Origin of the sequence: Metabacillus malikii, assembly GCF_030813355.1 — a bacterium.
Lineage (GTDB): Bacteria > Bacillota > Bacilli > Bacillales > Bacillaceae > Metabacillus > Metabacillus malikii.
On sequence record NZ_JAUSUD010000003.1, the window covers coordinates 150,767 to 164,689 of the forward strand.

12 protein-coding genes are annotated in these 13,923 nt (G+C 36.9%); 8 read left to right on the plus strand and 4 right to left on the minus strand.

What is annotated here, in order from left to right; translation table 11 throughout:
* Positions 1-39: 39 nt before the first annotated feature.
* From J2S19_RS04615 to thrB, 4 genes are all read left to right on the plus strand, one after another.
* Positions 40-1,008, plus strand: coding sequence for a 2-hydroxyacid dehydrogenase (locus tag J2S19_RS04615; RefSeq protein ID WP_307337941.1), 969 nt, complete (start codon positions 40-42; stop codon positions 1,006-1,008).
* Between the two features lie 231 nt (positions 1,009-1,239).
* Positions 1,240-2,538 carry a homoserine dehydrogenase gene (locus J2S19_RS04620; RefSeq protein WP_307337943.1) on the plus strand — a complete coding sequence of 433 codons (1,299 nt, stop codon included), beginning with the start codon at positions 1,240-1,242 and terminating at the stop codon, positions 2,536-2,538.
* Positions 2,538-3,596, plus strand: coding sequence for a threonine synthase (thrC, locus tag J2S19_RS04625; protein ID WP_307338412.1), 1,059 nt, complete (start codon positions 2,538-2,540; stop codon positions 3,594-3,596). Before J2S19_RS04620 ends, thrC begins: the two co-directional genes overlap by 1 nt.
* A complete protein-coding gene (thrB, locus tag J2S19_RS04630; protein WP_307337946.1) occupies positions 3,593-4,507 on the plus strand; it encodes a homoserine kinase in 915 nt (304 codons plus the stop codon). Before thrC ends, thrB begins: the two co-directional genes overlap by 4 nt.
* A 1,004-nt stretch (positions 4,508-5,511) precedes the next feature.
* Here thrB and J2S19_RS04635 read toward each other — a convergent pair.
* Both J2S19_RS04635 and J2S19_RS04640 read right to left on the minus strand, forming a co-directional pair.
* Positions 5,512-5,748 (minus strand): NifU family protein, encoded by a 237-nt coding sequence (locus tag J2S19_RS04635; RefSeq protein WP_307337948.1) that lies wholly within the window; start codon positions 5,746-5,748, stop codon positions 5,512-5,514.
* Positions 5,749-5,974: 226 nt separating this feature from the next.
* The gene (locus tag J2S19_RS04640) at positions 5,975-7,042 is read right to left on the minus strand and encodes an NAD(P)/FAD-dependent oxidoreductase (RefSeq protein ID WP_307337950.1); all 1,068 of its coding nucleotides are present in this window, start codon (positions 7,040-7,042) and stop codon (positions 5,975-5,977) included.
* Positions 7,043-7,289: 247 nt separating this feature from the next.
* Between J2S19_RS04640 and J2S19_RS04645 the strand changes: the two genes are divergently transcribed.
* A complete protein-coding gene (locus J2S19_RS04645) occupies positions 7,290-7,526 on the plus strand; it encodes a YuzB family protein (protein WP_307337953.1) in 237 nt (78 codons plus the stop codon).
* A 147-nt stretch (positions 7,527-7,673) separates the two neighbouring features.
* Here J2S19_RS04645 and J2S19_RS04650 read toward each other — a convergent pair whose 3' ends face one another.
* Positions 7,674-8,369, minus strand: coding sequence for a DUF2225 domain-containing protein (locus J2S19_RS04650; RefSeq protein ID WP_307337956.1), 696 nt, complete (start codon positions 8,367-8,369; stop codon positions 7,674-7,676).
* A gap of 338 nt (positions 8,370-8,707) precedes the next feature.
* Between J2S19_RS04650 and dapF the strand changes: the two genes are divergently transcribed.
* A complete protein-coding gene (dapF, locus tag J2S19_RS04655) occupies positions 8,708-9,565 on the plus strand; it encodes a diaminopimelate epimerase (RefSeq protein WP_307337959.1) in 858 nt (285 codons plus the stop codon).
* 75 nt (positions 9,566-9,640) lie between these two features.
* Positions 9,641-10,006 carry a HesB/IscA family protein gene (locus J2S19_RS04660; protein ID WP_307337961.1) on the plus strand — a complete coding sequence of 122 codons (366 nt, stop codon included), beginning with the start codon at positions 9,641-9,643 and terminating at the stop codon, positions 10,004-10,006.
* Between the two features lie 959 nt (positions 10,007-10,965).
* On the opposite strand, the gene yumC is transcribed toward J2S19_RS04660, so the two are convergent.
* Positions 10,966-11,955, minus strand: coding sequence for a ferredoxin--NADP reductase 2 (yumC, locus tag J2S19_RS04665; RefSeq protein ID WP_307337964.1), 990 nt, complete (start codon positions 11,953-11,955; stop codon positions 10,966-10,968).
* 620 nt (positions 11,956-12,575) lie between these two features.
* Between yumC and J2S19_RS04670 the strand changes: the two genes are divergently transcribed.
* Positions 12,576-13,799: an NAD(P)/FAD-dependent oxidoreductase gene (locus tag J2S19_RS04670; RefSeq protein ID WP_307337967.1), complete on the plus strand. Its 1,224-nt coding sequence runs from the start codon at positions 12,576-12,578 to the stop codon at positions 13,797-13,799.
* Positions 13,800-13,923 lie beyond the last annotated feature (124 nt).

The window sequence follows — 13,923 nt, forward strand, 5'->3', positions numbered from 1 at the left end:
TAAAATAAAAAGAGAATACATAATAGGGGTGATGAGAAATTGGCGAAACCGTATATCTTTGTTACTCGAAAATGCTCTACACAACAGCTTCAACCGCTTTATGAAATTGCAGATGTCGAAATGTGGCCGGAGGAAGAAGTTCCGTGTCCGAGAGACGTACTACTTGAAAAGGCAAAAACGGCAACCGGTTTATTAACAATGCTCTCAGACAAGATAGATGAAGAGTTATTGAGTAAGTCAGATAACTTACAAGTCATCGCAAATCTTGCTGTTGGTTATGATAATATTGATATTCAGTATGCAAAAAGTAAAGGGATTACTGTCTGCAATACGCCAGATATATTAACAGATTCGACAGCAGACTTAACATTTGGTCTTTTACTGGCAACTGCCCGTAGAATCACGGAGGCTGCTGAGTATGTGAAGGATAATCAGTGGAAAAGTTGGGGGCCTCTACTATTAGCGGGATATGATGTCCATCATAAGACAATCGGAATTGTCGGTATGGGGAAAATTGGACAAGCTGTTGCCAAGCGTGCATTAGGCTTTGACATGAATGTTTTGTACCATAACCGAAACCCTAATGAAAAGGTTGAGCAACAACTAGGAGTACAATATGCAACATTTGAGGAATTATTAACGAAATCTGACTATGTCGTATGTCTGACACCATTAACACCTCAAACTAGGAACTTATTTGATTTTGAAGCTTTTGAAAGAATGAAAAACACGGCAATTTTTATTAATGTTAGCAGAGGTGCTGTAGTAAAAGAGGATGACCTTTATAAAGCACTTACACAAAACGAAATTGCTGGTTGTGGGCTCGATGTTTTTGTAAACGAACCAATCTCTGCTACACATCCGCTCGTTAGCTTGAGAAATGTTGTGGCATTGCCGCATATCGGTAGCGCAAGTTATGAAACAAGACATGCAATGATGCGTTTATGTGCAGAGAATATATACGCTGTTTTACAAGGTAAGAAGCCTCGAACAGAAGTAAAGCTTTAATCTGAGTATGATATTCTACTAAAACATTTGATGAAAAGAACGAATACAAAAATAAAAAATAGGCAAAATATTTAACCTTATCAAATCAAGGTGTATACCGCTTACATATAAAAAACTGAAAATTCGCCCTTGTAAAACAGTTCTATACATTTTATAATGACAAGTATATTATCGGTGTCTTTTACGAGGGTACAATTGTACTTTCTAGATGAACAAAAAGGAGTGGAACGAGTGGAAGCAATACATGTTGGACTTTTAGGTCTAGGAACGGTCGGAAGTGGTGTTGTTAAAATTATCGAAGACCATCAAGATAAGTTAATGCACCAAGTTGGATGTCCAGTAAAAGTGAAAAAAGTACTGGTTCATAATTTAAATAAAGAACGCCAAGTTCCAATAGATAAAAGTCTGTTAACAACAAATGTAGATGACATCATTAAAAGCCCTGACATTGATGTTGTCATTGAAGTGATGGGTGGCGTTGAAGAGACTCGTCTCCATTTAATAGAAGCATTAAAGGCAAAAAAACATGTTGTAACAGCGAATAAAGATTTAATGGCAGTGTACGGTAATGAGTTGCTTACAATTGCGACCGAAAATGGCTGTGACCTTTTCTATGAAGCTAGCGTTGCAGGTGGTATTCCAATTTTACGAAGCTTAGTAGACGGTTTAGCATCAGACCGGATTACAAAAATGATGGGTATTGTGAACGGAACAACAAATTTCATTTTAACGAAAATGACAAAGCTCGGCAGCGCATATGATGAAGTCTTAAAAGAAGCGCAAGATTTAGGCTATGCTGAAGCAGACCCAACATCTGATGTAGAAGGCTTAGATGCTGCAAGAAAGATGGCAATACTAGCCCGTTTAGGCTTCTCAATGCATGTTGACCTTGAAGATGTAAAAGTAAAAGGAATTTCCTCCGTAACTGACGAGGATATTGATTATAGTAAACGACTAGGCTATACAATGAAGCTAATCGGAATAGCGCAAAGAGAAAATGGGAAAGTTGAGGTTGCTGTTGAACCAACATTATTACCAGAAGCTCACCCGCTAGCAGCTGTAAATGATGAATACAATGCTGTATATGTATACGGTGAAGCAGTCGGTGAAACGATGTTTTACGGACCAGGAGCAGGTAGTCTTCCAACTGCAACATCTGTCGTATCAGATTTAGTTGCTGTCATGAAAAATATGAGATTAAATGTTAATGGTCAAAGTGCGATCGCACCGCAATTTGATAAACAATTAAAGAGTCCTGAGCATATCTTTGCACAGCACTTTTTACGAATAACAGCGAAGGATCAGGTTGGTGCATTTTCTAGTATTACATCACTATTTTCTGAAAGAGGCGTCAGCTTTGAGAAAATCCTCCAGCTTCCGATAAAAAATAGTAATCTTGCAGAAATTGTTCTTGTTACACACAAAGCAGCAGAAAGTGATTTTGAAGAAATTTTACAACAATTACATGAATTAGAGGTCGTACAAGAAGTGAAAAGTACGTACCGAGTAGAAGGGAACGGTTCAGTATGATGTGGAAAGGCCTTATTCAAGAATTCGAGGAGTTTTTACCAGTAACAGATAAAACACCAAAATTAACACTACAAGAAGGAAATACACCACTTATTCACCTTCCAAAGCTTTCTGAAAAGCTTGGAGTTGAATTATATGTTAAAACAGAGGGTACGAATCCAACGGGCTCATTTAAAGACCGTGGAATGGTCATGGCTGTCGCAAAGGCAAAGGAAGAAGGCAGTGATACAGTTATCTGTGCTTCTACAGGAAATACTTCAGCAGCAGCTGCAGCGTATGCAGCTAGAGCGAATATGAAATGTATCGTACTTATTCCAGATGGTAAAATTGCATTTGGTAAGCTTGCACAAGCGGTTATGTACGGCGCTGAAATTTACGCAATTCAAGGAAACTTTGACCATGCGTTAACAATGGTACGTAATGTAAGCGAAAAATTACCTATCACTTTAGTAAACTCTGTTAACCCTTATCGTATTGAGGGTCAAAAAACAGCAGCATTTGAAGTATGTGAACAATTAGGTAGTGCACCAGACTATTTAGCAATTCCTGTAGGGAATGCCGGGAACATTACAGCATACTGGAAAGGCTTTAAAGAATATAACGAAAAGAAACAAACAGGTCTACCAAAAATACACGGATTCCAAGCAGAAGGTGCAGCGGCAATCGTTCGTGGTGAACCTATTGAAAATCCTGAAACAATTGCAACTGCAATCCGTATCGGAAATCCTGCAAGCTGGGAAACTGCAGTTAAAGCGAAAGAAGAATCTAATGGAAAAATTGATTCAGTAACAGATGAAGAAATTTTAGAAGCATATCAACTAATTGCCCGTGAAGAAGGTGTCTTTGCTGAACCAGGTTCATGTGCATCAATCGCTGGTTTAATCAAACATCGTAAACTCGGCTTAATTAAAGAAGGAAGCAAAGTAGTTGCTGTCTTAACTGGTAACGGCTTAAAAGACCCAAATACTGCAATCGATGTATCTGAAATCAAACCTGTTGTCCTTCCAAATGATGAAGAAGTATTTCTTCAACAATTAAGTGGAGCTACAGTTCAATGAACGAGGGTGAAATGTTAAAAATTATCGTCCCGGGCAGTACAGCTAATTTAGGTCCGGGGTTTGACTCAATAGGTCTTGCACTAGGTAAATATTTAACATTAGAAATTAAACTGGCAAGTCAATATCACTTCATCCCGATGACAGAGCACGTTGAAGGCATTCCATCTAATGAGGATAATCTCATTGCCAAAGTGGCAATTCGTGTTGCGGCTATGTATGGAAAAGAACTTCCGACGTGTGAAGTGAAAGTATGGAGCGAAATTCCAATGGCAAGAGGGCTTGGCAGTAGTGCAGCAGCAATTATCGCCGGAATTGAACTTGCTAACCAGCTATGTTCTCTCAATTTATTGGATGATGAAAAGCTAAGAATCGCAAGTTTAGAAGAGGGGCATCCAGATAATGTTGGCGCATCTCTATATGGTGGACTTGTTGTAGGTCTACATCAAGAGGACCAGACACAGCTAGTCCATATCGATAAGGTAGAGGTTGACGCTGTCGTTGTCGTTCCAAAATATGAGGTATTAACAAGTGATGCCAGAAATGTTCTGCCATCATCGTTAACCTACAAAACAGCTGTTGAAGCAAGTGCAATTAGCAACATGCTCGTAGCAGGTCTTCTAACTAATAATTGGCATTTAGTCGGTCAAATGATGACAAAAGATCTATTTCATCAACCATACAGAAGCAGCTTAATCCCTGAAATATCTCTAGTCCAAGAGAGGGTTAAAGACTTAGGTGCATATGGCTCAGCATTAAGTGGAGCAGGCCCAACAGTCATTTGCTTCATTGAAAAAGGCAAAGGTGATGATTTAGCGAAAACTCTATCAAAAGAATTCGAAAACTACTATGTTGAGCGATTAGCTATCGATAACCAAGGGTGTAAAGTCGAACAAATCCAACAAGTAAAGTAAAAAAAGAAAGGGCTGAAGCATTATTCAGTCCTTTTTGTGTTTGATTTTAATATATTGGTTATTTGGTAAAATATTGTTTGTTTATTTGACCGTCAATGCTGAAAAAACAAATATCCGGTAAGATAGCAGCCTCTTTATTGACCGTTTTAGCTGGAAAAACGAATCTTCGGTAAAATAGCACACGCATAAATGACCGTTGCAGAATGAAATAGTTCTCTTCGGTAAAATAGCAGCCTCTTCATTGACCGTCATAACCGGAAATAAGCTAATTTGGTAAAATAGCACACGCATAAATGACCGTTGCAGTATGAAATGGTTCACTTCGGTAAAATAGCAGCAACTTATTTGACCGTCATAGCTGGAAAAAAGGTAATTTGGTAAAATAGCACACGTTTAAATAACCGTTACAGTATGAAATAGGTCTCTTCGGTAAAATAGCAGCAACTTATTTGACCGTCATAACTGGAAAAAAGCTAATTTGGTAAAATAGCACACACTTAAATAACCGTTACAGTATGAAATAGGTCTCTTCGGTAAAATAGCAGCAACTTATTTGACCGTCATAGCTGGAAAAAAGCTAATTTGGTAAAATAGCACACGTTTAAATAACCGTTACAGTATGAAATAGGTCTCAATGGTAAAATAGCACACGCATAAATGACCGTTGCAGTATGAAATGGTTCACTTCGGTAAAATAGCACAAGCATAAATGACCGTTGCAGTATGAAATAAGTCACTTCGGTAAAATAGCACATACTTAAATAACCGATGAAGTATGAAATAGGCCTCTTCGGTAAAATAGCAGCCTCTGTATTGACCCTCATAGCCAGAAAGACGCCTTTTTAGCGTCGTCAGGAGTCAAGCAGTAAGCTCCAACAAACCGTACAAAAGTTAGTGCAATAAGCTACATGTTTTAGAGAAAAGCATAAATAAAAAAGCGACCGCTTCACTTACATCATCAACCATAAGTGTTAGCAGACGCTTTTATTTATATCATTAGCTAATTAAAATACTTGTTCAACTTCTACGATTCCAGGTACTTCTTCTAATAATGCACGCTCAATACCTGCTTTTAATGTAATGGTTGAGCTTGGGCAACTCCCACAAGCACCTAAAAGACGAAGTTTCACAATACCGTCTTCAACATCAACTAATTCGCAATCTCCTCCATCACGAAGTAAGAATGGACGAAGCTTATCAAGCACTTCTTGAACTTGTTCCACTAATGTTGTTTCAGTCATTCTTATCGACTCCTTTCCTTATCAATATTATATGTGATATATAGCGAAAAATCTAATCGTAAGTTTGAAGTGACAATCTTAATGAGTATTTTAACACATTTTAGCGATTAGAAAAATGGGGTGACAAGTTTTAAGATTAGGAAAGTATAAATTACCATCTTGTCCATGCTATGGTCCGGTCCATTACAAGTCAGTTTTCAATATTGTCACCGTTTATATCGGTTCATTATCCATTATGATATTTATACATCCATAAAACCCCTGATTTAAGAACACGAGGAACGCGTCCGATTAAAGGGCGATCATTTACTAGTCCAAATCCTTGTTTTTTACCTAGTGATCCAAGCACTCCTTTTAGTTTAAATGGAGGGAAGGAAGCTGGTAAAGGTTCATTGTTCCATTTCTTTTGTAAAACCTGTACAATTTGTTCGGCCTGTGCTTCTGCCAATTGGGCACTGGGTGCGTGAGGAAGGCTCGCACAATCACCTACAACAAATGAATCCTCGTAACTTGGTATTGAATGTTGTGGTGTTAAAATGACTCGACCTTGATTATCCTTTTCAATTGGAAGATTGCGAACAAGTTTATTCGGTTGAATGCCAGCTGTCCAAACAATTGCATCACATTCGATCCGTTCATCATTGTTATAAACAATATTTTCTTCGACCTTTGTAATATTTGAATGGTTAATAATTTCAACTCCGTGCTCGATAAACCATTTCTCTACAAAGTTACTTAAACGTTCGGGAAAGCTTGATAATATATGATTTCCGCGGTCGAATAATTTGATGTTCAAATCTTTACGGCTTTCACGAAGCTCGCTAGCCAGTTCCACTCCACTCAAACCTGCCCCTATAATCGCTACTGTTGCTCCTGCATTAAGGTTATTCAGTTTTCGATATGTTTCACGACACTTCTCAATTGATTGAATGCTATACGTATATTCTTTCGCTCCAGGGACATTGTGATATTTATCTTCACAACCTAGGCCTATTACTAAATCATCATAGTTAATCGACTCGTCATCATTAAATATGATACATTTTTTTTCAAGGTCTATTGAAACGGCTTCACCAAATTTCGAATGTAAACGTGGATGCTCCGGGAATGATACTCGGATATGCTGATCGGAAATTGTACCTGCAGCTAATGCGTAATATTCTGTCTTTAAACAATGGTATGGATTTCTGTCAATAAGCGTAATTTGAACATCTTCTGGTAGGTTGTTTGGTAAAAGTCTATGAAGGATTCTCATCCCTCCATAACCGCCACCAAGGATTACTAGGTTTCTCATGTCCAATACCCCTTTTCCCCTTGTATTATCGTTGTTTTCTAGTGTTAGCTAGGTACTTTAATAGAATTGTACTCTGATAAATTCACAAAATAAATAATGCCATAAAAAGTATAACGAAATTACAGAGAAACTACAACATGATAACAAGATTACATAGATAGAAGAATTGCCATAGCAAAACATACGATCTGTCGTTGACGACCCGACGATAACGAATTAATATGGAAGCGTAGTGAGGTGTTATAAAATGAAGTCAATGATTGAATTTTGTAGGAATAACCTAGCAAACGGTGCTCATGCTGCACTGGAGGAGCTCAAAAAAGATCCGAATTTAGATGTTATTGAATATGGGTGTTTAAGCTATTGTGGGAAGTGTCGGTATTCTTTATATGCCTTAGTGGATGGTAAGCTAATTATTGGCGAAACACACCAACAATTAGTTGCTAATATTTATCAGCATTTAGAGGAACATCCGTTGCTTTAAAAGAAGAAACGTTTGATTTATAAAGAAGGACTCATGCAGATGAATCATCCTCCATGAGTCTCAATGGTTTGTTGATTTACTAGGGTTAATAGTATATTAATATACTAGCTTGAAAGCTGGAGAGCCAAATTTAATCATAAGAAGATATTAGCCTAGCTTTTTCTCTTCTCTCATATCGGCCCAACGATCCTTCGCCATTTGGACGATTCCTTTTTCAAATGTTTCCTTTTGCATTTCAATGACACGTGAGAAATATCTTGTTGCCTGCTCAACCATACCTAGGCGGCGACTTAAATCTCCTATGATGTAAAGGAGTTTAACCTCTGTAAGCTGAGTATCTGCAAAATCGCCATTCATGTAAGATTGAATATATTGGTCAAGTCCTAGACGTAAAAAGCGATGTTCTTCTTCTAAATTAATCTTCTCGGTACGATACAACCACGCCAGCCTTAAGTATAAGCCTGCCATCGCAATGTTTTTCTCCTTCTTTAACGTTCCACAATAAATCGCTAGTTTATAAGTATTTATCGCCTTGTCAACGGTCCGTTCCGCACAATAGTTTAGCTTTCTCCAATTGTTTGTAATCTTTTCCTGAATGTCAGATAATGTTGCTGGTGGGAAAAAGTTGGAAAATTCATCAGAAGTCGAAAATCCACAGTTTGGGCAAACATTGACATAATATAAGAGCGGGTTAATTTCTGTTTTTGTATAATAAGAGCAAAAGTCAGTATCATGCTTTTGGATACGTATGAATTTGGAAAGTACTTTTTTCGTACCATATGTTTCATGACATACACTACATTGAACCGATTTTTCATATAAATAGTCCTGGTCTCTACTCATCTTTATCACTCCTTTTTAACTTGTAAAGGTGTGTATGCTTGTCTATAAGAAAAGTATACCAAAAACATGAGTAAAAAGAACTAAAAAATAATTGTGAATTTCGGGACTTTTATCTCTTTTGTGGAAATAAAAAAACAAAAGCCTCCTAATAATAGGAAGCTTTTATCTATAAAACGGGGGATATTTATATTGTGAACATTGAATCAACAATTTATACTTATAAAAAGACTTTTTATACAGGAAAAATCTATTAGATTATATGTGATAAAGTAAGTGTTAAAAAAAATCACCTATAGATAAAGCAATTTTAAACTTGATGAAAAACATGGAGGCTAAAGATGAATTCATTCCAATTTACGAAAATGCATGGGCTAGGCAATAATTATATATATGTCAATCTTTTTGAAGAACAATTGCAAGAATCTCAATTATCGGAAATTGCTAGAAATGTATCAAATGTTTATACAGGTATCGGTTCAGATGGCCTTATTCTCATATGTCCTTCAGATAAAGCACCTGTCAAGATGAGAATATTTAATAATGACGGCTCTGAAGGTAAGAACTGTGGTAATGGGTTAAGATGTGTGGCGAAGTATGCATATGAACATAAATTGGTAACAGAAACGGAATTTCAAATTGAAACATTGTCAGGTCTCGTGCAAGCAAAAGTCCATACAGAAAATGGGACGGTCAAGCTCGTCACAGTTGATATGGGAGAGCCGCGGCTATTAAAGGCAGAAATCCCAATGCAGGGAGAGGCGCAATCGAAAACAGTAAACGAGAAAATGGAGTTTGCCGGAAAAGTGTATGAGGGTACTGCGATTTCAATGGGAAATCCCCATATCATTTTTTATGTAGATGATATTGAAAAGGCACCTGTTACAACACTAGGTCCAATCGTTGAAAAAGATGAGCGCTTCCCAGAAGGAGTAAATGTAGAATTCGTTCAAGTAGTTGCTGATAACGAAATCCACTTTAGAGTGTGGGAACGAGGCTCAGGAGTCACACAGGCCTGTGGTACTGGTGCATGTGCTGCAGTTGTATCATCAGTATTAAATCAGCATACAACAGCAGGGAAGGAAACAACTGTTCATTTAGCAGGCGGTGATTTACTCATCAATTGGGATTCAAACGGCAAAGTACTTATGACAGGTCCTGCAGAAGTCATTTGTACAGGCACATATTATCTTCCGTAATCTGATTAGTTGAGAGTACGATTTAGAATCGGTATACTAGAATAAGAAGGATTCCAAATTGTTAAGGAGGAATACATGATGAATGAGATCATTGAACTTACTGAAGCGGCAGCTTATCAAATAAAAGATATGATGAAAGAAAATGAAGAAGAAAATGCATACCTACGCGTAGGTGTTAAAGGCGGAGGGTGCAGCGGTCTATCTTATGGTATGGGATTCGAGCACGAAATTAGCGAAGATGACCAAATCTTAAAGCAGCACGATTTAACAATCCTTATAAAAAAAGAAGATGCTGGAGTTTTAAAAGGAACAAAAATAGACTATAAGCAATCAATGATGGGCGGCGGCTTCACCATCGACAATCCAAATGCAATTGCCTCATGTGGTTGTGGGTCTTCATTTAGAACTGCGACAAATGTTGGTACACCGGAAGAGTGCTAATAGTAAATAGTCCAAAGTTACTTAATGAATAACTGTTAAGAAGGAGTTTACTTGCTTGGGTTTATTTGACCAAGTTACTAAAAATTCCTAAGGGAGTCAGTAGAGCTTATTATATGGACTCCCAGATTTAGAAATAATGAAAAAAACACTTAGTAAAATACGAACTATTCATAATGAGAAGATCATTACGAAGAAAGTATATTTACTAAGTGTTTTATTATACATATCTTTAAAAAGTTGTTTGGAGTTAGAGCTTAGAGACTCCTGCCGAAAACGTCAGAGAGGTTAGACAGAATTTACGCCGAGGCAGAGGGCGGAATCGTATTGTCTTTATACCCTTATGAGTGAAAGGACGTTGTCTAAGGTCTTCAAAACCCGTTGATGATGATCCATAAAATAGTGCCAGTCTCAAAATTGCCTACATAAGGCAGATGTGGTCGAAAATTAAATAGTAACGGTGCCAATGAAGCCGAAAATAAAAAAGTGAGAGTCTCAAAATGGTCTTCATAAGACAGATGAAGCCGAAAATAATACAATGACAATCTCAAAATCGTCTTCATAAGGCGGATGAAGCCGAAAATAATATAATGAGAGTCTCAAAATCGTCTTCATAAGGCGGATGAAGACGAAAAAAATCAGTGAGAGTCCCAAAATCGTCTTCATAAGGAAGATGAAGCCGAAAATAAAACAATGCCAGACCAAAAATCGTCTTCATAAAGTCGATGAAGCCGAAAATAAAGCAGTACCAGCTCCAAAATCATCTTCATAAATAAGTGAGCCAGACGAAAATACCTCGCGAAATCGAAACCTGTTCCAAAATATTCCGAATGGAAAAAATAAATAAAAATTTAATTAAGGTATTACAATTGCAGACCTCTTTTATCCAGCCTCCTCTCCAAAATAAAAAACGACTGAAATCCAGTCGCTTTCTACAATTTTGAAAAGTTCAGTAGCAAAGATTAAAACATACTTGTACTATGAAGCGGTTGAACACGTGCTTTTGGATCCATATAAGCTTTCGCGTTATTGACAGCAGTTGGAGCTTCGCCAAATCCGGAAGCAATTAGTTTCACCTTACCATCGTACGTACAAATATCTCCTGCTGCATATATGCCTTCAATGTTTGTTTCCATTTTAGAGTTTACACGAATTGAATTCTTTTCAATGTCTAGGCCCCAATCCTTAATTGGACCAAGCGAAGAGACAAATCCATAGTTGACGATTAAATCGTCAATATCGAGGACAACTTTTCTTTCACCTTTTACTTCCTCAAGGACTAGCTGCTCAATATTGTCCTCACCGATAAGTTCAGTTGGAACATATGGTGTTAAAATATTTACCTTAGATTGTTTTAAAAGTTCAACACTATGCTCATGTGCACGGAATTTATCACGACGGTGAATGAGACTGACACTTTTAGCAATCGGCTCTAACATAAGGGCCCAGTCTACAGCTGAATCTCCGCCACCACAAAGTGCGACATCTTTACCAGCGAATTTATTTAAATCATCTACAAAATAATGGAGATTTTTGTTTTCATATTTTTTAGCATCATCTAATTCAAGCAAACGAGGCTTGAATGCACCATTACCAGCAGTGATAATGATTGTTTTTGTATAATGAACCTCTTCGTTAGTTGTTAGCTTAAATACATTGTCCGCTTGTTTTTCAACAGTTTCGACAGCTTGTTCTAGTACAATTGTAGGTGAAAACTTAGCCATTTGTTCCTTTAAATTATTGACTAATTCTTGTGCTCTCACTTTAGGGAATCCCGCTACATCATATATGTATTTTTCAGGATATAACGCAGACAATTGTCCACCAAGCTGTGGGAGGCTTTCAATAATTTTCACACTAGCCTGACGCATTCCGCCGTAAAAAGCGGTAAACAATCCGACAGGGCCACCACCAATAATTGTTATATCATAAATTTGAGTATCTTCTTTCACAATTGTCATCCTCCTAAAACTAGAGTTTGTAAAACTCAACGTGTATATTCATTTAAATTCTAATGCAATAATCAATAGTTTTTTTATATATGACAAAATCTTACCATACAATTGATAAAAATTTCATATACTTTGACTTAAATATCATGTTGGTTTAACTGTAAGGTTACCTGCTACAATGAGATCGTTGTGAAACTAAATCTATCGCTGGACAAGCTGCATTTCGTAATCCACGAGACTTACCTCTGCTATGCATCCCTCAGAGTCTCGTAATCAGCTCCGAAAAAACCTTAAAAAAGGTTAGTTCAAAATTCTATAATCTTTTAAAAAAGCAAAAAAAATATAAAACTGACAAAATTTGTATATTATAGGTGAAAAAAATGTAAAAATAAACCCTTTTGGAAGATAAAATCACTTGATAAAATGGTGTCATATCGCTATTATGTAGTATAGTGATTATTTATAATTTATTATTTCAGGGATTGTTAACATTTTGTGCATTGTTAAGTGAATGATTTCACAAATAATTATAGCTTAAATTAAAATAAAATAATGCATTTAAGTGGATTATAGGAGTAGATATTATTCACGAAGATTCAACTATATTAGAGAAAAGGTGGATGTTTTCTTTGAGAAAGCCAAAAGTAGTCGTTTTAGGTGCAGGATATGGCGGGTTAATTACTGTTACACGTTTACAAAAGCAAATCGGTGGCGGAGAAGCTGAAATTACATTAGTGAACAAAAATGATTATCACTATGAAACAACATGGTTACATGAAGCTTCAGCTGGTACTTTACACCATGACAGAGCTCGTTATCAAATTAAAGATATTATTGATAACAGCCGTGTTAACTTTGTGAAAGATACAGTCGTTTCAATTGATAAGGAAGCGAAAAAAGTTTTCTTAGAAAATGGCGAGCTTGAATATGATTATTTAGTTATTTCATTAGGTGCACACCCTGAAACATTTGGAATTAAAGGACTTAAAGAATATGCATTCGGCATTACGAGTATCGATTCTGCACGTCAATTACGTGAGCATATTGAATATCAATTTGCAACTTATAATACAGAGGCAGAGAAAAAAGACGAACGTCTTACAATCGTTGTCGGTGGAGCTGGATTCACTGGAATTGAATTCTTAGGTGAACTAGGAAACAGAGTTCCTGAACTATGTAAAGAATATGATATCGACTTTAATAAAGTTCGTATTATCTGTGTTGAAGCAGCGCCAACTGCACTTCCAGGATTTGACCCGGAATTAGTTGAATATGCTGTTGATCACTTACAGAAAAAAGGCGTAGAGTTCAAAATTGGTACAGCAATTAAAGAATGTATCGAAGATGGTATCATCGTTGCAAAAGGTGACGATACAGAAACAATTAAGGCTGCTACAGTTGTATGGGCTGCAGGTGTTCGCGGAAATAGCATTGTTGAAGAAGCAGGATTTGAAAATATGCGTGGCCGTGTGAAAGTTGATGAGTACTTACGTGTTCCAGAACATAATGAAGTATTTATTATCGGTGACTGTTCATTAATCATTAATGAAGAAATCAATCGTCCATATCCTCCAACAGCTCAAATTGCGATGCAACAAGGTGAAGCTTGTGCGAAAAACGTAGCAGTTGCTGTACGCGGAACTGGTGAAATGGTGAAATTTGTACCTGACATTAAAGGTTCAGTTGCATCACTAGGTGAAAATGATGCAGTTGGAGTTGTATTCGGTAAGAAATTAGTCGGTACGAAAGCATCAATGATGAAAAAGGTCATTGACAACCGTGCTTTATTCATGGTTGGTGGACCTTCATTAGTGTTGAAAAAAGGTAAATTCAAATTACTATAAGAAATACGAAAAGGTAGAGGCGTCATGTCTCTATCTTTTTTGTACAATCAACATTTTCTGTTCAATGCTCTAAACACTAATAGATATTATCTCTGTTAAAAGGAAAGGATTGACTGTATGCGAT